The following is a 21400-nucleotide window of genomic DNA, read 5'->3' on the forward strand; positions in this document are numbered from 1 at the left end:
CACCCAGATTTACTGAAGCGCACCTAATCGGATCAACGGCCTGACTGACCTGGCGGACGCATGCACACGGACGGGCATTGACGATGTGCCGAGCTCTGGCCGGCGATCATGTCGAGACCCATACGGCCGGGCCCTGCCGCTCCCAACTGCCGCTGGCATGGGGCTCGGTGGGCGTGGTCGTGCCCTGGTGGGCTGATGTGCGCAGCGGGGCCGCCCCCACGGCGCTGGTGGATGAGCAGTTGCTCGACCAGCAATGCGGCTTCGCCGGCGGGGAGGTCCAGGAGTACGTCGGCCGGAACCCGTCCGGGCGATCCAGGCAGCGACCCGTGAGACAGCGCTCGATCAGCCCCCACTTGCCGCACGGCTCACCGCGCTGCGGGGCGCGGCAACCCGGTGATCCCATCGGTCGGGCCGCGCCCGGGCCGACCCGGATGTTCGTACACATTTGCGTTTCGGGGACGGCAGTTGGCCTACGCTGCCCCCATGACACTGGACAACAGGTGGGCGGGGGGACCGGACGGCAGCGGTCCGGAGCCGACTGACCTGCGGATCGACATCCCGCACCCGGCGCGGATCTACGACTACTGGCTCGGGGGCAAGGACAACTATCCGGCGGACCGGGCCGCGGCTGAGAGCGCCATCGCCGCAGCCGCAGACATTCCGCAGGCCGCCCGGGAGAACCGGGCCTTCCTGCGCCGGGCCGTCCGGCTGTGCTCCGAGGCCGGGATCCGCCAGTTCATCGACATCGGCTCGGGGCTGCCGACCCGGGGGAACGTCCACGAGATCGCCCAGGCGACCGATCCCGGGGCCCGGGTCGTCTACATCGACAACGATCCGATCGTGCTGGCCCACGGTCGGGCGCTGTTGGCCGACAACCGGAGCACCACCGTCCTCACCGGCGACCTGCGCGACATCGAGGGCATCCTGGCCGGGGAGGCGCTGCGCGGGCTCATCGATCCGTCGGAGCCGGTCGCGGTGCTGATGCTCGCGGTGCTGCACTTCGTGAGCGACGAAGCCGCCCGCAGCGCGGTGGAGCGGGTCACCGAGTGGGCGGCTCCGGGGAGCCACCTGCTGCTGTCGCACAGCACGGCGGAGGGCAATCCGAAGCGCGCCGCCGAGGTGGTCCGCACCTGGGACAACACCGATTCCGGCATCCGCATCCGGGGCCGGGCCGAGGTCGAGTCCTTCTTCACCGGCTGGGACCTGCTGGAGCCCGGGGTCACCTTCGTCCCGCTGTGGCGGCCGGAGCGGCCCGACCAGGGCTCGACCCGCTGGATGTACGCGGGCGTCGGCCGGAAGCCGTGAGCCCGCGGCCGTGAGCCCGCTCCCGGGGGCAGCACGACCGTACTCCGGAGCAACCGGGACCCGGTCGTGGGCATCCGGAACGGGCTGCCTAGACTCGGCCGCGTGACGAAGCTCTTCTTGGCCCTGCACATCATCGCGGCGATCATCGCCATCGGCCCGGTGGCCGTGGCGGCGAGCATGTTCCCCCCGGTCGCGCGGCGCGCGCTGGCCGCGCCCGGCGAGGGGGACTCGGTGGCGACGCTCGGGGTACTCAACCGAATCTGCAAGATCTACGCGCTGGTGGCCGTGGCGGTGCCGATGTTCGGCTTCGCGGCGGCCGGGGTGATGAAGGTGACCGGCCAGACCTGGGTGATCGTCTCGATCGTGCTGACGATGATCGCGGCAGGTGTCCTCGGCGCGCTGGTGCTGCCCCGTCAGACCGCGCTGATGAGCGGGGACGGGGGCGAGGCGACGGTCAAGGCCAGCAAGCAGCTGGCGATGTTCACCGGCATCTTCAACCTGCTCTGGGTCGCCGTGACGATCATCATGATCGTGCGCCCGGGGTCGACGCTCGGCCACTGAGCCGATCAGGCGCTGAACCGCTGACGCGGCCGTCGCCGGTGGCAGGATGGCGGGTATGGATCTCCGCATCTTCACCGAGCCCCAGCAAGGGGCCAGCTACGACACGCTGCTGCGAGTGGCCAAGGCCGCCGAAGACCTGGAGTACAGCGCGTTCTTCCGGTCCGACCACTACCTGAAGATGGGCGACGCGGACGGGCTGCCCGGCCCGACCGACGCCTGGATCACCCTGGCCGGGATCGCCCGGGAGACCTCCCGGATCCGGCTCGGCACGCTGATGACCGCGGCCACCTTCCGGCTGCCCGGTGTGCTGGCGCTGCAGGTCGCACAGGTCGACCAGATGTCCGGCGGCCGGGTCGAGCTGGGGATCGGCGCGGGCTGGTACGAGGCGGAGCACCGGGCCTTCGGCATCCCCTTCCCGCAGGCGAAGTTCGGCCGGCTGGAGGAGCAGCTCGCGATCGTCACCGGACTGTGGGCCACGCCGCCCGGTGGGACCTTCGACTTCGAGGGCAGCTACTACACCCTGAAGGACACCCCCGCGCTGCCGGCCTCGCCGCAGGGGCACATCCCGGTGCTGGTCGGCGGCAGCGGCCCGAGCCGCACGCCGGCCCTGGCGGCGCGTTTCGCGAACGAGTTCAACGTGCCCTTCCAGTCGCCCGAGGACACCCGGACCCACATCGAGCGGGTGCGGGCGGCGGTCGCGGCGGCCGGGCGCAAGCCCGAGGAGCTGGTCTACTCGAACGCCCTGGTGGTCTGCGTCGGCAAGGACGACGCCGAGGTGGCGCGCCGGGCGGCGGCGATCGGCCGGGAGGTCGAGGAGCTGAAGCAGAACGGGATCGCCGGGACGCCGGACGAGGCCGCCGAGAAGATCGCCGCCTATGCGGCGGCCGGCTCGGAGCGGATCTACCTCCAGCTGCTGGACCTGGCCGACCTGGACCACCTGGAGCTGATCGCCGAGCGCGTCCGCCCGCAGCTGGGCTGAGCCCGGACCCTCTCTCCGGCCTCCGGCGTTCCCGTCGGCGGCCGGAGCGAAGGCCTCCGCCGGGCGCGGGCGTGGAATCAGCGGAAACCGATGTCCGATATGTCACTGTTAGCGCATGTCCGACACCCTCCGCTCCCGGCTGCTGTCATGGACGCTGCTCACACCGCTGGTCGCGCTGGTGGTCCTGCTGCTGAGCTGGGGTCACCACATCGGCACGGCCGTGGCGGTGGTGCTGGCCGTGGTCCTGGCCGGGGCGACCCTGGCCGCCGTGCACCATGCGGAGGTGGTCGCCCACCGGGTGGGCGAGCCGTTCGGATCGCTGGTGCTGGCGATCGCGGTCACCGTGATCGAGGTGGCGCTGATCGTCACGCTGATGATCAGTGGCGCCTCCGACACCTCCACGCTCGCCCGGGACACGGTCTTCGCCGCGGTGATGATCACCACCAATGGGATCGTCGGAATCTCCCTGCTGGTCGGCGCACTGCGCTTCGGCGTCACCCTGTTCAACCCCGAGGGCACCGGCGCGGCCCTGGCCACCGTGGCCACCCTGAGCGCGCTCAGCCTGGTACTGCCCACCTTCACCACCGGCGCCCCGGGGCCCGAGTTCTCCCCCACCCAGCTGACCTTCGCCGCGATCGCCTCGATCGCCCTCTACCTGCTGTTCGTACTGACCCAGACCGGACGCCACCGCGACTTCTTCCTCCCGGTCGTCCCGCCGAGCGCGCCCACCACCGAGGACGTCGGGAGCCGGGCCGCCGACGCCGGCGACCACTCCCTGCCGCCGACGGCCAAGGCGGCGCTGCTCAGTCTGGGTCTGCTGCTGGTCGCCCTGGTGGACGTGGTCGGGCTGGCCAAGGTCGAATCCCACTCCATCGAGTCCGCGGTGCACGCCGTCGGCTTCCCGCCCTCCTTCGTCGGCGTGGTGATCGCGCTGCTGGTGCTCGCGCCGGAGACACTGGCCGCCGTCCGGGCCGCCCAGCGGCAGCGGGTCCAGATCAGCCTCAACCTCGGCTACGGCTCGGCGATGGCCAGCATCGGACTGACCATCCCCGCCATCGCGGTCGCCTCGATCTGGCTGAAGGGGCGGTTGGTGCTCGGCCTCGGCCCGACCCAGCTGGTCCTGCTCACACTGACCGTGCTGGTCAGCACGCTGACGGTGGTGCCGGGCCGGGCGACCCGGCTGCAGGGCGGCATCCACATCGTGCTGCTCGCCGCCTTCCTCTTCCTCGCCATCAAGCCCTGAGGCCCTGAAGCCCTGAAGCCCTGAAGCACCAAGTCTTTGAAGCACCGAAGCCTTGAAGCACCGAAGCCCTGAAGCTCCGAGGCTCTGAAGCACCGAGGCCCTGAACCACCTCCGAACAGATCCGCCGTCAGAAAGAGTGAGGCCGTGCGGCAGTTCCTCGCCGACTATCCCTATGTCACGCTCTTCGCCGTGATCGCGCTGGGCTCGCTGCTGGGCATGGTGCGATTCGGACCGGTCCGACTGGGACCGGCCGGAGTGCTGTTCGCCGGACTGGCGGTCGGGGCCGTCGACGCCAGGATCGGGCCGGCCGAGCCGGCCGCGCTGTCCGTGGTCGGCCTCGCCTTCTACGTCTACACGGTCGGCCTGGAGTCCGGCCCCGCCTTCTTCCGTGAGATCCGCACCCAGCTGCCGGTGATGCTCGGCTCGATCGTCGCACTGGCGGTCACCGCCCTCGCCGTCGGCTGGGGCGGCCACGCCCTGTTCCACATCGGCGGCCCCTACCTGGCCGGCGGCTACGCCGGGATCGGCACCACCACGCCGGGCCTGGCGGCAGCCCAGGCGTCCTCGAAGGACCCGACCCAGCCCGCGGTCGGCTACGCCATCGGCTACCCGCTCGCCATCATCGTCACCATCCTCTTCCTGGCAGCCCTCGCCAGGCGCGGGCCATGGCCCGGCCGCAGGGACCTCGGCGACGGCCTGCCCAGCCGGCTCACCACCAGCACCGTCGTCGTCCGGCACGACGCCGACGCGGCCACCGTCCCCGGCGTCGCCGAGGGACGGCTGCTGCTGAGCGAGTACCGGCCGGTCGGCGGCCCGCCCCGGGTGGCGCTGGGCCTCCGGCAGTTGGCCCCGGGGGACGAGGTGGTGCTGGTCGGCGGCGCGGAAGCGGTCCGGGCGGGGGTCGGAGCGCTGGGCGAACCGGCTGCGGAGAACCTGCTCAACGACCGCAACCACGTGGACTACCGGCGGGTCCTGGTCACCAACCCCGCCCTGGCCGGGCGGACCGTCGCCGCCCTGAACCTCGGCGGTCGCTTCGGAGCGCTGGCCTCCCGGCTGCGGCGCGGGGACGACGACCTGTTGGCGCACGACGACCTGGTGGTGCAGTTGGACGACCGGATCCGGGTGGTCGCCCCGCCCGACCGGGCCGAGGAGGTGGCCCGCTACCTGGGCGACACCGAGGCCAAGGTCAGCGAGGTGAGCGCGGTCAGCCTCGGTCTCGGGCTCTGCCTCGGCTTCCTGCTGGGCATCCCCTCGGTGACCATCGGGTCGACCAAGCTGGCCCTGGGCACGGCGGCCGGTCCGCTGCTGATGGGCATGGTCCTCGGCCGGCTGCAGCGCACCGGGCCGCTGGTCTGGACGCTGCCGACCCGGGCAAACCTGACCCTCCGTCAGATCGGCCTGCTGCTCTTCCTCGCCATCGTCGGACTGACCTCCGGCTACGCGTTCCGGGTCAACGCCTTCTCCCTCTTCGGGCTGAAGCTGCTACTGGTCCTGCTGGTCGGCGCGCTGCTCAGCTACAGCCTGCTGCTACTGGCCGCCCGGCTGCTGGGACAGAGCCGGGAGCGCGGCATGGGCCTGCTGGCCGGCTACGTCGGCAACCCGGCGCTCACCTCCTACGCCAACGCCCAGGTGCGGGACAGCCGGATCAACACCGGCTACTCGACCCTCTTCGCACTGGCCATCATCGTCAAGATCGTCTGTATCCAACTCGTCGTCGGACTCTGAGCCGACCCGCCACGGCGCCGCTCCGCGCGGCGCCGACCCGCCACGGCGCCGGCTGCCGCAGTGAGGGGCGACCGTCCGTCAGGAGCGGTGCGTCACCAGCGTCAGCGGGATCTCCCCGCAGGGGTGCAGCAGCAGTTCGCCGCGCGCCGCGGCCGCGTCGAGGTCGCGGGCCAGTGAACCGGCCAACCGCAGCGCGCTGTTGGAGGCGGCGACCCGGCCACGCGGGTTCACCAGGTAGGCCGGGGCCGGGATCCGGCGCAGCGCGGGACCGACCGCGTCCTCGAAGTGGCGGAGGTAGACGTCGGCGGCGGCCACCCCGGCGAACGCGCCGGCCACCAGGACCGGCGCGGCCAGCGTGAGGGTGTACTCGTCGGTGCATAGGTAGTCGACGTACGGGCCGGACACCGCCCGACGGCCGGTGCCGCGCGGCAGGGTGTACCAGTCCCAGTGGGTGTAGTCGGAGTAGGCCGAGGTCGTCGGGTCCAGGTCGAGCAGCATCGGCACGGCCCGGCCGTCCGGTCCTGGCTGCCACCACTCCAGCCAGGCCGGGACGTCGGCGAGCAGTCCGGGCGCGGCGACGAAGCCGCTGCCGGAGACCAGGCCGGTGTGGCGGGCGAGTTGGCCGCGCAGCAGCGGCTGGAGCCGGGCCAGGTCCGTCCGGCTCGGCCGACGGCCGGCGGCGGCCACGGCATCGAGCAGCGCGCCGGTATAGCCGACGGTCTCCCGGACGGTGGCGAAGATGCCCTCCAGCATCCCGCCGACCCGGTCCACGGCCTCGGCGACGGCGTCGCCGGTGGTTGTGTCCTCGCCTGGGGCGACCCGGTCGTCGGCGGTCACCGCGCTGCCTGCCATGTCCCGTCCAGTCGCGTTTCGATCAAAGGGCGGAGCATGTCTCGGACGTGCTCCTCGGCCAGGTCGCGGGCGGTCGCCCCGTCCCCGGCGGCGATGGCGTCGAGCAGGGCCCGGTGCTGCCGGTCGGCGGTCCGGTGGGCCTGCTCCCCCGCGAACGGTAGACACAGTAGCGGCCCGATCTCCGTCTGGAAACGGATCTCTTCGCGGGTCAGCCGGGCGGACTGGGAGGCGGCGGCGATCTCGACGTGCAGCCGGCCGTCGACCCGGGCGCGGGCCGGAGCGTCAGCGGCGTCGGCGAACTCCTGCAGCGAACGGCGGGGCGCGTCCAGGTCGGTGCTGTCGGCGCGGTCGGCGGCGAGCCGGGCGGTGCCGCCGGCCACGGCGGCGTAGTGGTCGGCCAGGTCGCGCAACTCCTCGATGGTGTGGGCGAAGAGGGTCTGCCGGAGACGGTCGTGCAGGGTGTCGGCGGGGGCCTGGACGAAGGTCCCGCCGCCCCGGCCGCGCCGGGTGGCCACCAGGCCCTGCTGCCGCAGCGCCATCAGCGCCTCCCGCAGGGTGACCGTGGAGACGTTGAGCCGTCCTGCGAGGTCGCTCTCTCCCGGCAGTTGCTCGCCGTCCGCGAGCAGGCCGAGGGCGATGGCGTCGCCCAGGCGGCGGACGACCACCTCGACCCTGGCCTCGCTGTCGAGGGGGGCGAAGATCGCACGGCGCGCGGCGCTGGAGAGTCGGTTCACGCCTGCACTGCCCTCCGTGGTCGGTCGGCGGCCTGCGCACCTGCGGTGCCGGTCCCTTCCCTGCGGGACCATCCCATCACAGATCGGTTTCACTGGGCAGCACCCATTGCCATATGACCTATGGGTTCATATGTTTTGCTGACGCTCCCCCAGCCCCACCCCGCCCCACCCCCGCGAAAGGCCCGCCGATGTCACTCGCGCCATCCGACCCGCTGTCGGAACTCCATGTGACGGATGCCCAGGATGCCGCCGATGCCGCCCAGCTGGCCTCACTCGGCTACAGCCAGCAGCTGACCAGGGCGCTCGGCCTGTGGTCCAACTTCGCCGTCGGCTTCACCTACCTCTCCCCCCTCGTCGGCGTGTACTCGGTCTTCGACTACGGGCTGGCCACCGGCGGTCCCTCCTTCTTCTGGACCATCCCGCTGGTCCTGGTCGGCCAGGGCCTGGTGCTGCTCGCCTTCGCCGAGGTCTCCTCGCAGTACCCGCTGGCCGGCGGGATCTACCAGTGGGCCAAGCGACTTGTCGGCCCCCGCTACGCCTGGATGGCCGGCTGGATGTACACCTGGGCACTACTGATCACCATCGCCTCGGTGGCCTACCCGATCGCCACCTACGCGGGGCCGCTGTTCGGCTACGCCCCCGACCACGTCAACACCGTGATCACCACGGTGGTGGTGATCCTGCTCTGCGCGGTGGTCAACCTGATGGGCGTCCGGCGGCTGGCGTTCGCCGCCAACATCGGCGTCGCGGCCGAGGTGCTCGGCACCCTCGGCCTCGGTCTCTACCTGCTCTTCTTCCACCGCCACCACGGGATCTCGGTGGTCCTGCACACCTCCGGCGCGGGCGCGTCCGGCGGCTACCTCGGCGCCTTCCTGGCCTCCTGCCTGTTCGCCGTGTGGATCTTCTACGGCTTCGAGGCCTGCGGCGACATCGCCGAGGAGGTCAAGGACCCCTCGCGCAAGGTGCCCCGGGCGATGGGCATGACCCTCGCCGTCGGCGCCGTCGCCACGGTGGTGCTGACGCTGGGTCTGATCCTGGCGGTGCCGAACTTCGGCGCGGTCATCAGCGGCAAGGTCGCCGACCCGCTGGGCGCGGCGCTGGCTGCCTCGCTCGGCACCGTCGGCAGCAAGTTCGCACTGACCCTGATCGTGATCGGCTTCGTCTCCTGCACCCTGGCCATCCAGGCCGCCGCCACCCGGCTGGTGTACTCCTACGCCCGGGACGGCGTCATCATCGGCCACCGGGCGCTGTCCAAGCTGCACCCGACCTTCCACATGCCCCCGGCGGCCACCGCCGTCACCGCGATCGTCCCGGCCGCCCTGGCCTTCCTGCCCTCGGCGACGGTCACCCGCATCATCACCTTCTCGGTGGTCGGCATCTACGTCGGCTTCCAGTCGGTGGTGCTGGCCTCGATCATCGGCCGGGCGCGGGGCTGGAAGCCCGCCGGGAGCTTCACGCTCGGCCGCTGGGGCTGGCCGGTGAACATCGCCGGCCTGGTCTACGGGGTGACCGCGATCGTGGTCCTCTCCATCAAGACCCCGCCCAACGGCAACGACTTCTTCGACCGCTGGCTGGTCCCGCTCTCGGTCGGCATAGTCGCCGTCATCGGACTGCTCTACCTTGCGGTGTTCCGCCCGAAGGAGCAGATCGCCGAGGAGGACCGGGCCGCGGCCTGAGCTGCCGTCACCACCCCGCCCGACCTCCCCACTCGCCGAACCCGCCCGCCAGACCCGCCCGCCAGACCCCCACCCGCCCGTCCCCCCGCTCGACCGACCGCCCCACTCGACCACCTGACCCGCGACCGATCGCCGACCGACCCCCCGCGGGCCGCGTTCGGTCCCCGTTCCGGCCCCGGACGCCCGCCCACCCCGGCGCGTCCGGGGCCGGTCCGCGTCCGGAGCCGGGGCCGGTCCGCATCCGGGGCTGGTCCGCGTCCGGGCCGCACTTCGGTCCCCAAAAGGCCCCAAAACCCAAACCGCAAGCCGTAAGCTCCCGTTGGTTCACGGTTCCGCTCTGCGTTCCCTGTCCGCCATGGCCCGTTCCCCGGGCGCTGGTGGCCTGTGCACACTCCACCCACGCTCCGCCTCGGACCAACCAGGAGGCACCCGCCTTGACCGCCCTCAACCGCCGCCGCTTCATCCAGCTGGCCGGCGGCACTGCCGCGTTCTCGATGCCCATGATGTCGAGCAGTATCGCCCGCGCCGCGTCGATACCCGCCGCTCGGCGCACCGGAACTCTCCAGGACATCGAGCACATCGTCGTCCTGATGCAGGAGAACCGCTCCTTCGACCACTACTTCGGCAGCCTGCGCGGCGTGCGCGGCTTCGGCGACCCGCGTCCGGTGATCCTGCCCAGCGGCAAGTCGGTCTGGTACCAGAGCGACGGCACCAAGGACGTCCTCCCGTTCCACCCGGACCAGCCGAACCTGGGCCTGGTCTTCCTGGAGGACCTGGCGCACGACTGGAACAGCACCCACCAGGCGTGGAACAACGGCGCCTACGACCAGTGGATCCCCGCCAAGTCGCCGACCACCATGGCGTACCTGACCCGCGAGGACATCCCCTTCCACTACGCCCTGGCCGACGCCTTCACCATCTGCGACGCCTACCACTGCTCGCTGCTGAGCTGCACCGACCCCAACCGGTACTACATGTGGACCGGCTACACCGGCAACGACGGCGCGGGCGACGGACCGGTGCTGGACAACGCCGAGGCCGGCTACAACTGGTCCACCTACCCGGAGCGGCTGGAGGCGGCCGGGGTCTCCTGGAAGATCTACCAGGACATCGGCACCGGCCTGAACGCGGACGGCTACTGGGGCTGGACGGACGACGCCTACATCGGCAACTACGGCGACAACTCGCTGCTGTACTTCGACAACTACCGCAACGCCCAGCCCGGCGACGCGCTCTACGAGAAGGCCCGCACCGGTACCAACGTCTCGGCCGGCGGAGGCTTCTTCGACCAGCTGAAGGCCGACGTGGTCGGCGGCAAGCTGCCCTCCGTCTCCTGGGTGGTCGCCCCCGAGGCCTTCACCGAGCACCCCAACTGGCCCGCCAACTACGGTGCCTGGTACGTCTCGCAGATGCTGGACGCGCTCACCGCCGACCCCGACGTCTGGGCGAAGACCGCGCTGATCATCACCTTCGACGAGAACGACGGCTTCTTCGACCACGACGTCCCGGCCTTCCCGCCGGCCTCGGCCGCGCAGGGCCGGTCGACCGTCGACGTCTCCGCCGACCTCTACACCTCCGGCGCCAACGGATTCGACGTCGGCCCCTACGGCCTGGGCCCGCGCGTGCCGATGCTGGTCGTCTCCCCCTGGAGCAAGGGCGGCTACGTCAACTCCGAGGTCTTCGACCACACCTCGATCATCCAGCTGATCGAGCAGCGCTTCGGCGTCCGCGAGCCCAACATCTCGCCCTGGCGCCGCACCATCTGCGGCGACCTGACCTCCGTCTTCGACTTCGGCCACGCCGACGCCAAGGTACCCGCGCTGCCCGACACCAGCGGTTACCGGCCGCCGAACGCCAACCGCTACCCCGACTACGTGCCGACCCTCCCGGCCAACCCGCAGCTGCCGAAGCAGGAGCCGGGCACCCGCCCGGCCCGGGCGCTGCCGTACAACCTCGCGGTCGACGGCGCGGTCAGCACCGCCACCGGCGCGCTGGCGCTCACCTTCGCCAACCACAGCTCGGTCGGCGTCAACTGGCTGGTCACCTCGGCGACCCACGCCGCCGGCCCGTGGAGCTACACCGTCGGCGCCGGGGAGAGCCTGACCGGCAGCTGGGACGTCGCGGGCGACGCCAAGGGCGCCTACGACTTCACCGCGCACGGCCCCAACGGCTTCCTCCGCCGGCTCACCGGCAGTGCCGCCCTGGCCGGGGTCGAGGTGACCGCCCAGCAGGTCGGCCGCAACGCCGAGATCCGCCTGGTCCTCAGCAACCACGGCGCGACCACGGTCCGCCTCACCGTCACCGACGCCTACGGCAACACCCGCCCGCAGAGCTTCCGGCTGCGTCCGGGCACCAGCACCACCCACTCGATCGACCTGCGCCACGCCCACGGCTGGTACGACCTGTCCGTGGTCTCCGACCACGACAGCGACTACCTCCGCCGCATCGCCGGCCACACCGAGACCGGCAAGCCCAGCATCAGCGACCCCGCCATCGGCGCCAGCTGAGCGAACTGCTCCCTGCGCAAGGGGCCGCCGGTCCGCTGGCCACGGTGAGCGTGCTGCAGTTCCTGCTCGGGCTCTCCGACCGCGACGCCAGTTGATGTTCGCAACCAAGACCGCCCAGGCCCAGGCCATGCTGGAGAAGGCGCACGCCGCCGGGGTCCGCGCGAGCTTCTTCGCCGGGGACGAGGTCTACGGCGCCAAGGCCCTGCGGACCACCTGCCGCCGGCTCGGCCTCGGCTACGCAGTCGCGGTCCGCAGCAGCCACCACCTCACCCTGCCCTCGGGCGCCAGGCTGTCCGCCGCCAAGGCGAAAGCCCTGGTCCCCAAGGGGGCCTGGCAGCGGATGCGCACCGGAACCGGCAGCAAGGGCGCACGCGACTACGACTGGGCCATGCTCGACGTCCACCCCGACGACACCCCCGCCGACCACGCGGAAGGCGGGGTCTCGGTGCTGCTGGCCCGCCGCCACCGCTACACCGGAACCGTCTCCTACTACCGCTGCTGGAGCCCGATACCGGCGAGCCTGGCGCGGCTGGTGGGCATCGTGTGCCTACGCTGGAAGATCGAGGAAGACTTCCAAGCCGCGAAGAACACCGTCGGCCTGGACAAAGGCCAGGTCACCACCTGGACCAGCTGGCACCGCTGGTCCAGGTGGTGACCTGGTCGCCTACGCATTCCTCGCCGTCGCCACCGCCCTCGAAGCAGGCGAACCCACACCCGCCGGGCTCGAGCTGGTCCCACTCAGCAGCTTCGAACTCCTGCGCCTGCTCCGGCTACTGATCCTCCCCACGCCCCGCCGGGACGCCGGCCACGTCCTGCGCTGGTCCGCCTGGCGACGCCGCCACCAACACCGCGCCCGCGCCTGCCACCAACGCTGGCACGCCTACACCGACAGCACCCCATGAACCCAAAGATCACGATCTACAGCTGCCGTGGCTGTTCCTACAACCAACTCCCTTTCATGTTCAGGACACAAGATCTGGGACAATTACTCCAGCCACACCAGCCACGACGTCCGCGACTGGACCAGTAAACAGCCCTGGCTCAAGGTCGTCCCCCTGCCCCCGTACGCACCGGAGCTGAACCCCGTCGAGCTCTTGTGGAAGATCGTCAAGGACGCGATCGCCAACCGGGCCTTCCGTTCGATTCAGAGCGTTGTGGTGAACCGCTCTGCTGATCGATGACCTGCGGTTTTCTCTTCTCGGTGGTGTGTGAGCGGTGCCTGTCGGGCAGTCAGCTGACGTCTGGTCGGTTCGGTGGTGGAGGTGTCGTTCGTGCCGTCGGTGATCGCGTTGCTGGAGCGTCGTGAGGCGCGGGCTCGGGAAGAGCTTGATGCCTGGCAGGAGTTGCTGCGCGAGGCCCAGGAGCAGGTGAACCTCCACCGGGAGCGGGTGGAGTGCGCGCGGATCGGCCGGGAGGAGGTCCTGCGGGCGCTGGCGGAGGAGGTCGAGGTGGCGATGTTGCCGCTGCCGAGCGCGGTGACCGCGCCCGTTCCTGTGCCGGAGCCGGAGGCACCGGTGTCCTCGCCGTCATCGGAGTCGGTGACGGCGGCGGTTGACGTGCGGGAGCCGGCGGTGCCTGCGGCGTCGTCGGTTCTGCGGGGGGACTACGATCCGCGTCCGCCGGTGTGGCGGCCGGGGCTGGGGGTGGAGGTGCTGGCCGGGGTCTACCGGCAGGTCTTCGATGTGGTCGCGGCTGCGGGTGCTCCGGTGGCGGTCAAGGCGTTGACCCTCGCGCTGGGGCGGGACGCGGAGCGGTTGAACGAGATCGAGAAGGTCCGTCACCGTGCGTATGCGCTGCAGGCGCGGGGCTGGCTGGCTCGGGTGCCGGGCGGGTTGTTCATCCCGGCGCAGGGCCTGGTGCCGCCAGCCGGTGCGGGCGGAACTCGGGCCAGTGCGGGCGCTGGCCGGCCATCCGCCGCACGAGGGTGATCGTGGCGGCCCACCACACCATCTGCACGTGGTGGTCGGGGCGGCGCTCGTGGTCGCGGTTCAGGCGCCGTGAGCGCGACAGCCAGCCCAAGGTCCGCTCCACCACCCAGCGGCGCGCCAGCACCTTGAACCCCTTGGTCCCGTCGGTGCGCTTGACCACCTCCACCTCCACCCCGTGCGCGGCGAAGGCGTCGGCCAGTTCCTGGCCCTGGTAGGCGGAGTCCACCCAGACGAGTTCGAGGAGCCGTCCGGGCTCGGCCATGAACGCTTCGAGCAGTTCGGGGGCGGCCTTGGAGTCGTGAACGTTGGCGGGGGTGACGGTGACCTCCAGCAGCAGTCCGCCGGTGTCGGTGAGGATGTGGCGCTTGCGGCCGTCCCGGGATTTTCCGCCGTCGTAGCCTCGTGAGGAGGCCGGGCAGGTCTCCGAGCCGTCTACGGACTGGGAGTCGATGATGCCCGCGCTCGGCTCCGGGAGGCGTCCCTGCCGCTCGCGCTCGGTGCGGCGTAGGCGCTGGTGGAGCTCGCGAATGTAGCCGTGGCGGCGCCAGCGGCGGAAGAAGTCGTAGACCGCCCGCCACCCAGTTCTGTGGAATCCAACCTGTCAAGTGGCGTCGTAGGTCCCCCTGGTCGATTTGCGCTGGCCCGCTGGGTCGAATGCCGGGAGACTCCTGTGCTGTGAACATGGGGATCTCTGGTTTCGAGCCGTCCTTCCTGATCGGGGTCGACGCAATTCGTCAGGCGCACGGATCGCGCCTGGCGGCGCTGGCCGGTAGGCGGCTGACGGGGTTCGCGCTGGTGCGGTTTGCCGAAGACGGGGACTGGTTTGCCGACTGAAGTTCCCCCTCTGAGCTGGACAGGTTGATACTGGGACGCATGGTCCCGGAGGAAGCAGTCCAAAGCAGTGAGTAGTAAGAGCAACATGAGCAAGCGGTACTCGGCCGAGTTCAAGCGGGATGCGGTCTCGCTGGCGTGTTCGCCAGGTCGGAATGTGACCGAGGTCGCGCGGGAGCTGGGGATCAGTTCCGAGGGCCTGCGGGGCTGGGTCAGGCAGGCCCGGATCGACAGCGGCCAGGGGCCGGCCGGGGCGGCGACCACTGACGAGAAGGCTGAGCTGGCCCGGGTGAAGCGGGAGCTGGCCGAGGTGAAGAAGGCGAACGCGATCTTGCTAAAAGCGGCGGCCTTCTTCGCGAAGGAGCTGGTGGAGTAGGCACTGTGTGCCGCTTCATCGACGCGGAGAAGGCCACCGAGGACAACCCCGACGGCTACAGCGTCTCCCTGCTGTGTCGGACTTTGGGACTGCCGCGCTCGACCTACTACGCCCACTGTGCCGCTGCCCCCGTCCGTCAGGTCCGTGACCGGGACCAGGAGCGGCTGCTGGGTGAGATCCGGGTGCTGCACGCGGGATCGCGCGGTGCCTACGGGGTGCCGCGCGTCCATGCCGCGCTGAGCCGGGCGGGGAGGGCGGTCAATCGCAAGCGGGTCGAGCGGCTGATGCGGGAGAACGGCATCGAGGGCGTGACCCGACGCCGTCGGCGCGGGCTGACCCGGCAGGCGAAGCGGGCGGTGTTCGCCGCCGACCTGATCGGACGGGACTTCACCGCTCCGCGTCCGGGGATGCGGCTGGTCGGCGATATGACTGAACTGGTCACCGAGGAAGGGAAGTTGTACCTGGCGACGTGCATCGACCTGGGTACCCGCGAGATGCTCGGATGGGCGATGGCCGACCACCACCGCGCCGAGCTTCCGGTGGCAGCGCTGCAGATGGCCGCGGGCCGCGGAAGTCTGGAGTCGGGCTGCATCATGCACACCGACCGGGGCAGCGAGTACACCAGTGCCGAATTCCGGTCGGCGATACAGGAGTTGGATCTCCGGCAGAGTATGGGACGAGTCGGCTCGTGTTACGATAACGCCGCGGCGGAGAGTTGGTTTGCCCTGCTAAAGGCCGAAATCGGCACCACAGTATGGGCCACCCGGGCACAGGCCCGAGCCGACGTCTTCCGCTTCATCGAAGGACCCTGTTGCCCAATTGATCTCACGCGGCGAGGTCGAGGGCTGCGAGGTGGGAAGTGCGCGTCGGTGCGAGTGGAGTTCCGTTCCACCAAGCGTCGAGTCGAATCAGGTTGATGGCGGCGGCCATGAAGATGTGGGCCAGGCGTGTCTTCGGCAGGCTGGCGTAGCGGGTGCGGCGGGCTCCGGTGGTAGCAACGGCCTGATGGATGGTGCCCTCGACTCCGGCGCGGGCGGCGTAGCGGGCTCTCCACTCGTCGGTGTCCTGCTCGGCCCGGACGCGTTCGAGGAGGATGTCTTGGTCCTGGGGGCGGACAGTGAGTTGCCGACCGTATCGGGTTGAGCGGGTGCACTGATCGCGCACCGGGCAGGGCGCGCACGTCTGGGTGGCGAAGCGGATCCGGACTGCGAGGCGGCCGCTGTGGTCGTAACCCTCAGTCCAGTACCTGCTGTTGGCCCCGCTCGGACATGTCGCCTGCCGGGCATCCCAGTCGATACTGAAGGACGTCTTGCCGTAGCCGGCGGCCTGGACGGCCTGGCGGGTGCTGTTGGGCCTGACCGGACCGACAACTTCGACACCGCGTTCCACCGGCGACGTCAACAGCAGTTCGGCGGAGATGTAACCGGAGTCCAGGAGGTGCTCGGACGGTAGCAAGCCCTTGTCGCCAAGGCGATCGTGGATCTGCCCGACGACCGCCGCGTCGTGGACTGTGGCATCGGTGGTGACGACGTGGGTGATCACGTGCGGACGCCCGACCTCAGCAGGGTCGTCGCAGGTCTCGCTGAAGTGGACCTTGTAACCGTCCCAGCCGGATCCGCGCTTGACGGCATAGCGGGAATCCACATCGTAGGGCGAGGTGACCCTGACTCTGCTGGGCGGGCAGTCCTCCTTGCCCCGCCATGCCACCTCCTCGATCCCGTCAGTCACGGTGCGGCTGAACTGCTGCATCCACACCGTCCGCAGGACGGCGACAGCGGGGACCTCCCGCAGCCAGCCCGGCGCTGCAGGTGTGAAGACTGCCTTGAGCAGCCGGTATCCGTCAATGGCGATCTGCCGCGCCAACTCGTCCCTCTCGTCCTGCGCGCCGGGCAACCGATAGGCGTCCACCCGCGCGCGATAGCGCTGCTGCCAGGACGGGTCCATCCACGTCCGCAGCCATGCCGGGGCGGCGACCGCGATCGCCTCCAGGGTCGCTCGGAGCGTCTCTCCGACAAACTCAAGACGGTTCAAGTCCCGTACTGCGGACAGGACATGTGTGGAGTCGGTGCGCTGCCGCCCCCCGGGGGCGACCAATCCCAGCTCCACCAATCGCCGCAACAGAAGGTCCAGGACCGTCTCCTCCATCCCGCGCGCCAAGAGGCGGTCGCGGAACCCAGTCAGCACGGTGAAGTCGAACCCTGGGTCCGACAGCTCGCTGCCCAACAGGTACTTCCAGTCGATCCTTGCCCGCGCCGCATGCGCGGCTTGGCGGTCGGTCAGGTTCTCGGCGAACTGCAGGACGCAGACCAGGGCCAGCTGCCCCGGCGAGATACCGGGACGGCCCCGGACTCCAAAGGCGGACCTGAACACCTCGTCGGCGAACAGTGGGCCAAGCTCGTCCCGGACCCGCATGGCCAGGCAGCCCTTGGGGAAAGCGGCGATAGCCACCTGCCGTGTCACCTGCGGAACCTCTGCCCCTGACCCCAGCCCCATCGACACCACGCCACCCCGTCCTGCGGCCGAACGATGCGCCACAACTGGATCAGACCGCCAACCGCAGTCTCACGGCCCAGGTCGCCCCCAGCGGGCAGATCGCCTCAGGTTCACCCAATTGGGCAACAGGGTCATCGAAGTCGAGTACAACCGCACCAGGCTCCGCAAGCACCCCGAGTTCGGGTACCTCACCCCACTCGAAACCCGAGCCAGACTGCAGCACCACTTCACCCCCGCAGCGTAAACACCCGCTGTCCAAGATCAGGGGGGAACTTCAGACTGCCACGGCCGACGGTGTGGGCGCGTTCCCGGCCGCGAAGGTCATGGCGCTGGTCGCGGGGATGGCGGCGGGCGCGGACAGCATCGCGGACATGGACCGGTTGCGGCATGGCGCGATGGACAGCCTCTTCGGCGCGGTGCGCGCACCCTCGCCCCTGGGGACGTTCCTGCGTGCGTTCACGCACGGACACGTGAAGCAACTGCACGCCGTCGCCCGTCGGCTACTGCCCCAACTCGCAGCCCACACCCCGCTGCTGCCCGGGGCCGCGACGGTGGCCTACCTGGACATCGACGACACGGTCCGCCGCACCCACGGCTACGCCAAGCAGGGCGCGGGCTACGGATACTCCAAGGTCAAGGGCCTGAACGTACTCCTGGCCGTGCTCTCCACCCCGCTCGCGGCTCCGGTCATCCCCGCGACCCGCCTGCGCAAAGGAGCCAGTGGTTCGGTGCGCGGGGCGGCCTCGTTCGTCGCCGAGGCGTTGCGCACCGCACACGCCTGCGGGGCGAGCGGGCTGCTGCTGCTTCGGGAGGACTCTGCTTTCTACGCCGGCGAAGTGATCGCGGCCTGCCGGGCGCTGGGTGCCCGGTTCTCGGTCAGCGCCCGGATGAACGCCTCGATCAGGAAGGCGATCGCCGGCATCGCCGAGGACGCCTGGACGGCGATCCGCTACCCGAAGGCGCTCTGGGACGAGGAGGGCCGGTGCTGGGTCTCGGACGCGGAGATCGCCGAGGTCCGCGAGTACACGGCGTTCACGTCCAAGCCGAAGAAGCAGCAGGTCACCGTCCGTCTGCTCGTGCGCCGGGTCAAGCGTGTCAACCCCGAGGGCCAGGTGCAGGGCCAGGGCGAGCTGTTCAGCGGCTACCGCTACCACTGCGCATTCACCGACTCACCGCTCTCGCTGGTCGACGCCGAGAAGGACCACCGCCGACACGCTGTGGTGGAACAGGTGATCGCGGACCTCAAATCCGGGCCGCTGGCCCACCTGCCCTCGGGCGACTTCCAGGCCAACGCCGCCTGGCTCGCCCTGGCCGCGATCACCCACAACCTCATGCGCGCCCTGGGCACCCTGGCCTCGACGTTCCACGCCAAGGCGACCACCGGGACCCTGCGCGACCAACTCATACGCGTGCCGACCCGAATAACGCGCGGAGCCCGGCGGCTGACGCTGCGTCTGCCCGTGAACTGGCCCTGGCGCGAGGCATGGTCGCAGGTGTTCGCCGTGCTCCACGCACCACCACACCCCTGACAGCCCCATCCGACCTGCCCGCGAGGCCCCGAACCTGTGGACATGTGGAAGAGCTGGACAGACCAGCGGCTACCCCACGCCCACCGACCACCTCCGCGCCGGCAACCGACCGCAAGACCCCCGAAACGATCACTCGGAAATCAGACCGGTGCATCCGGGCTGAGGCTATCGCAGAATGTTCTCCGGGCGGACCGGGTGACACACCGCGTGTACACGCTGACTGTCGAGTGCCATCATCGCGCAGTCCGCGTAGCCCGAGTGCACACCGAGGAAGGCCGATGCCGCGCCACGGTCGTGATATCCCAGTTACCCAGGGATGGGACCCGAGTCCAAGGCACAGGTGGCTAGTACTACAGCCGGTGGTTTTACGGTGAGTGAGCGCGGGCGGTTCGGGTGCGGTAGTGGCTGTGGCGGGCCCGGGTTTGGTGGCGGGTGCGCCAGCGGTGCCAGTGCATGGTCAGCCAGGTGCGGGCGGTGCGCACTGGTGCCTGGACGATGCGGTCGTACAGGCGGCGGATCTCGTTCACGGTCGGGGGTCGACTGTCGGTGGACGGTGCGGTATTAGCCGGCTCCGGACGTCGGCCAGGAAGGCCATGGCGAGCATGCATACGGTGGTGTGCCGGTACCACGAGCACCATTTGCGTACCTCGTGCTCATCGAGTCCGACCTGGCCCTTGGCCACCTGGAAGGACTCCTCGACCATCCAGCGCTGCCCGGCGGCGGTCACCAGGGCGGCCAGGGTGGTGCCGGGGTCGGCGTGGCACAGGAAGTAGGCGACCTCGCGGACCAGTTCGCCGGTCTTCTTGTTCACCTTGTTCGGAACGGTGGAACGCCGGATCAACAGGTGGCGCTCCAACTCCAGATCAGTGTGGGCGAGTTGGACGATGGCCCAGTCGTAGTCGCGCGGGCCCTTGGCGCCGTCGGCGCACGAACGGCGCTCGAAGACGTCCTCGGGCACGGCCGCGTACAGTTCGCGGGCCTGGCGGGTGCGCCCGTCGGGCAGTGGCAGCGCCTCGTCCTTGGGGATGGCCAGCACGTAGCGGATGCGTTGTTCCTCCAGCCAGGCACGCAGGGCGCGGGCCTGGCCGTAGACCTCGTCAGCCAGGAAGTAGGAGAACGGGACCCCTGCCCGCACGGCGCGTTCCACCATCCGCCGGGCCAGTTCCGGCTTGGTGGCCACTTGCGTGGCGCGCTCGGGCGGGATGCCCTGCTCGGCACTGCGCCGTTCATGTTCGGCGGTGGTTCCAGCCCATGTCCTCCCGAGGTAGAGCTCGCGGTCGATCAGTGTCCGACCCCGGCTGGATCCGTAGGACAGGTGGACGCTGACCTGGGCGTTCTCGATCCGGCCTGCGGTTCCGGTGTACTGCCGCTGCACCCCGGCGCTCTTGGTGCCCTTCTTGATGTCACCAGTCTCGTCCGCGATGAGTACCGCATCCGGGGCGGTCAGGGCGGCGACGGCATAGTCCCGGACCCGGTCGCGCAGTTCGTCCGCGTCCCACGCCGCCTTGGCCAGGAAGCCCTGCAGCCGGTCGGGGTTGGGGTGACCGGCGAACTCGGCCAGCTGCCACAGGTTCTTGCGCGGCACCTCAGCCAGCAGCCCGCGCATCATCGCCCGCAGGTTCTCCCGCGAGGCCGGGCGGGCGAACACATCGTCCACCGAGGCACACAGCGCCTCCAACTCACCCTCCATGGAACGGACATCAGCCTCGCTCAACTCGCCCGTCGGCACCGCACCTGGCGGCAGCATCACTCCCACGAATGGAGTAACGAGCCAGCCGCCATCACGTCACGTGAACAACCGGCTGTAGTACTAGTAACCCGGCAGGCACTGCTGGGCAGCCTGACGTGAACGAGTGCCCTGCAGACGCTGAATGAGGACTCGCGCCGATCGCCGAATAGATCCAGACGAGAGGCCCAGTCAGAGCCCACGAAGCATAGCGTTGGCTACATCTATAAGATCATCAAGGCGATGAATCTCAATTTTCTGCATTGGAGCAGACGAAGCCCAGACAATATATCCCTCACTACCACTCGGTCGAATTATAATCTCCCCCGCTTGAGCATCGTAGCAATCCTTTGCCATTCTCAATTTCCAATGCGAGAAGAAAGGGAACATTTTCCTAAGGTTCGAATTATCATGCAGTCTCAGCAGTAGATTCCGATAGGTGATAAACTCGTCGTCGCCAATAAGGATATCCCATTGCGTTTCAACTGGATTTCCATCCTCGTACGCCTGACTCAGTCGATCGAATTTCATGAACGGAAACCTGTTGCCGAGTTCCTTCAGCCTGGCCCCACGCCTCCACAGGGCAAGAACTTCGACCACTTCGACAATATTGGACGTACTGCCGCTTGCCCATACATGCCCCCAGCCGCTATCCAAATTGACAGCAAACCTGCGACCGCGACCCAGATTGATCCGCATATTCCCACGCGACGAAGAGAACTTCGCCACATTCCATTCCCGACTTACCGATCCAGTGCGATCATCAGCATCGCCGAGGTCGACCTGAACTTCATTTGCGATCGAGACGAGGGCATCATGGAGTCCGCCTCGCGAAATGACATCAGAATAGTCACGAATACCAGATTCATCAGACGAGCCAATCGGCTCATTGCTTCCAAAATTATCCACGGAAGAAATCCTCGAAACTAGTGGTC

The 21400-nt window shown here is 69.6% G+C and carries 19 protein-coding genes and 1 pseudogene; 14 read left to right on the forward strand and 6 right to left on the reverse strand.

Translation table 11 applies throughout. The features are described from left to right. The first annotated feature begins 483 nt into the window (after window positions 1–483). From BS75_RS06050 to BS75_RS06070, 5 genes are all read left to right on the forward strand, one after another. A complete protein-coding gene (locus tag BS75_RS06050; protein ID WP_034087461.1) occupies window positions 484–1305 on the forward strand; it encodes an SAM-dependent methyltransferase in 822 nt (273 codons plus the stop codon). Window positions 1306–1407: 102 nt separating this feature from the next. Then, window positions 1408–1866 (forward strand): hypothetical protein, encoded by a 459-nt coding sequence (locus BS75_RS06055; RefSeq protein ID WP_034087462.1) that lies wholly within the window; start codon window positions 1408–1410, stop codon window positions 1864–1866. Between the two features lie 55 nt (window positions 1867–1921). Further along, on the forward strand, window positions 1922–2845 hold the full coding sequence (locus tag BS75_RS06060) for an LLM class F420-dependent oxidoreductase (RefSeq protein ID WP_034087463.1): 924 nt from the start codon (window positions 1922–1924) through the stop codon (window positions 2843–2845). Between the two features lie 115 nt (window positions 2846–2960). Next, window positions 2961–4088, forward strand: a complete 1128-nt coding sequence (locus BS75_RS06065; RefSeq protein WP_034087464.1) for a calcium:proton antiporter — start codon at window positions 2961–2963, stop codon at window positions 4086–4088. Between the two features lie 144 nt (window positions 4089–4232). Beyond that, window positions 4233–5813, forward strand: coding sequence for an aspartate-alanine antiporter-like transporter (locus BS75_RS06070; protein ID WP_034087465.1), 1581 nt, complete (start codon window positions 4233–4235; stop codon window positions 5811–5813). Window positions 5814–5891: 78 nt separating this feature from the next. Here the strand turns inward: BS75_RS06070 and BS75_RS06075 are convergent, their stop codons facing one another. Beyond that, the gene (locus BS75_RS06075) at window positions 5892–6665 is read right to left on the reverse strand and encodes a cache domain-containing protein (RefSeq protein ID WP_152646362.1); all 774 of its coding nucleotides are present in this window, start codon (window positions 6663–6665) and stop codon (window positions 5892–5894) included. Continuing rightward, the gene (locus BS75_RS06080) at window positions 6647–7399 is read right to left on the reverse strand and encodes a FadR/GntR family transcriptional regulator (RefSeq protein WP_034087466.1); all 753 of its coding nucleotides are present in this window, start codon (window positions 7397–7399) and stop codon (window positions 6647–6649) included. The genes BS75_RS06075 and BS75_RS06080 overlap by 19 nt, the downstream gene beginning before the upstream one ends. 188 nt (window positions 7400–7587) lie before the next feature. On the opposite strand from BS75_RS06080, the gene BS75_RS06085 reads away from it, so the two are divergent. From BS75_RS06085 to BS75_RS43955, 5 genes and pseudogenes are all read left to right on the forward strand, one after another. Then, window positions 7588–9075, forward strand: coding sequence for an amino acid permease (locus tag BS75_RS06085; RefSeq protein WP_034087467.1), 1488 nt, complete (start codon window positions 7588–7590; stop codon window positions 9073–9075). A 434-nt stretch (window positions 9076–9509) separates the two neighbouring features. Then, window positions 9510–11582: a phosphocholine-specific phospholipase C gene (locus tag BS75_RS06090; protein WP_034087468.1), complete on the forward strand. Its 2073-nt coding sequence runs from the start codon at window positions 9510–9512 to the stop codon at window positions 11580–11582. A gap of 88 nt (window positions 11583–11670) precedes the next feature. Continuing rightward, window positions 11671–12484, forward strand: a pseudogene (locus BS75_RS43230) (IS701 family transposase); the annotation flags it as partial. 27 nt (window positions 12485–12511) lie between these two features. Further along, window positions 12512–12763, forward strand: a complete 252-nt coding sequence (locus BS75_RS46095) for a transposase (protein WP_081982122.1) — start codon at window positions 12512–12514, stop codon at window positions 12761–12763. Between the two features lie 72 nt (window positions 12764–12835). Continuing rightward, window positions 12836–13510, forward strand: a complete 675-nt coding sequence (locus BS75_RS43955) for a hypothetical protein (protein WP_081982123.1) — start codon at window positions 12836–12838, stop codon at window positions 13508–13510. On the opposite strand, the gene BS75_RS46100 is transcribed toward BS75_RS43955, so the two are convergent. Further along, complete coding sequence (locus tag BS75_RS46100) at window positions 13419–14039, reverse strand: IS5 family transposase (RefSeq protein WP_231608100.1); 621 nt, start codon at window positions 14037–14039, stop codon at window positions 13419–13421. The two genes, BS75_RS43955 and BS75_RS46100, sit on opposite strands and share 92 nt — an antisense overlap. 146 nt (window positions 14040–14185) lie before the next feature. Between BS75_RS46100 and BS75_RS47845 the strand changes: the two genes are divergently transcribed. The 3 genes from BS75_RS47845 (at window position 14186) to BS75_RS06115 (ending at window position 15634) form a co-directional block, all read left to right on the forward strand. Further along, window positions 14186–14344: a hypothetical protein gene (locus BS75_RS47845; protein ID WP_156164212.1), complete on the forward strand. Its 159-nt coding sequence runs from the start codon at window positions 14186–14188 to the stop codon at window positions 14342–14344. 85 nt (window positions 14345–14429) lie between these two features. Then, a complete protein-coding gene (locus BS75_RS06110) occupies window positions 14430–14717 on the forward strand; it encodes a transposase (protein WP_034087470.1) in 288 nt (95 codons plus the stop codon). 5 nt (window positions 14718–14722) lie between these two features. Beyond that, window positions 14723–15634 carry an IS3 family transposase gene (locus BS75_RS06115; protein WP_034087471.1) on the forward strand — a complete coding sequence of 304 codons (912 nt, stop codon included), beginning with the start codon at window positions 14723–14725 and terminating at the stop codon, window positions 15632–15634. Here BS75_RS06115 and BS75_RS06120 read toward each other — a convergent pair. Further along, entirely contained in the window at window positions 15543–17177 is a 1635-nt protein-coding gene (locus BS75_RS06120) for an IS1182 family transposase (protein ID WP_408022519.1), read from the reverse strand. The genes BS75_RS06115 and BS75_RS06120 overlap by 92 nt on opposite strands. Here BS75_RS06120 and BS75_RS06125 point away from each other — a divergent pair. Then, on the forward strand, window positions 17171–18739 hold the full coding sequence (locus tag BS75_RS06125; protein ID WP_156164214.1) for an IS1380 family transposase: 1569 nt from the start codon (window positions 17171–17173) through the stop codon (window positions 18737–18739). The genes BS75_RS06120 and BS75_RS06125 overlap by 7 nt on opposite strands. A 523-nt stretch (window positions 18740–19262) precedes the next feature. Here BS75_RS06125 and BS75_RS06130 read toward each other — a convergent pair. Both BS75_RS06130 and BS75_RS47850 read right to left on the reverse strand, forming a co-directional pair. Beyond that, a complete protein-coding gene (locus BS75_RS06130) occupies window positions 19263–20486 on the reverse strand; it encodes an IS701 family transposase (protein WP_081982125.1) in 1224 nt (407 codons plus the stop codon). A 171-nt stretch (window positions 20487–20657) separates the two neighbouring features. After that, on the reverse strand, window positions 20658–21374 hold the full coding sequence (locus BS75_RS47850) for a hypothetical protein (RefSeq protein ID WP_152646407.1): 717 nt from the start codon (window positions 21372–21374) through the stop codon (window positions 20658–20660). Window positions 21375–21400 lie beyond the last annotated feature (26 nt).

This window comes from Streptacidiphilus albus JL83 (assembly GCF_000744705.1).
GTDB classification, from domain to species: domain Bacteria; phylum Actinomycetota; class Actinomycetes; order Streptomycetales; family Streptomycetaceae; genus Streptacidiphilus; species Streptacidiphilus albus.

What these genes read in the sequence shown, in the direction of transcription:
- BS75_RS06110 (WP_034087470.1), top strand. Translation starts at nt 14,430, where the DNA reads ATGAGCAAGCGGTACTCGGCCGAGTTCAAGCGGGATGCGGTCTCGCTG.
- BS75_RS06075 (WP_152646362.1), bottom strand. Translation starts at nt 6,665, where the DNA reads ATGGCAGGCAGCGCGGTGACCGCCGACGACCGGGTCGCCCCAGGCGAG.
- BS75_RS06085 (WP_034087467.1), top strand. Translation starts at nt 7,588, where the DNA reads ATGTCACTCGCGCCATCCGACCCGCTGTCGGAACTCCATGTGACGGAT.
- BS75_RS06065 (WP_034087464.1), top strand. Translation starts at nt 2,961, where the DNA reads ATGTCCGACACCCTCCGCTCCCGGCTGCTGTCATGGACGCTGCTCACA.
- BS75_RS06130 (WP_081982125.1), bottom strand. Translation starts at nt 20,486, where the DNA reads ATGCTGCCGCCAGGTGCGGTGCCGACGGGCGAGTTGAGCGAGGCTGAT.
- BS75_RS06060 (WP_034087463.1), top strand. Translation starts at nt 1,922, where the DNA reads ATGGATCTCCGCATCTTCACCGAGCCCCAGCAAGGGGCCAGCTACGAC.
- BS75_RS06050 (WP_034087461.1), top strand. Translation starts at nt 484, where the DNA reads ATGACACTGGACAACAGGTGGGCGGGGGGACCGGACGGCAGCGGTCCG.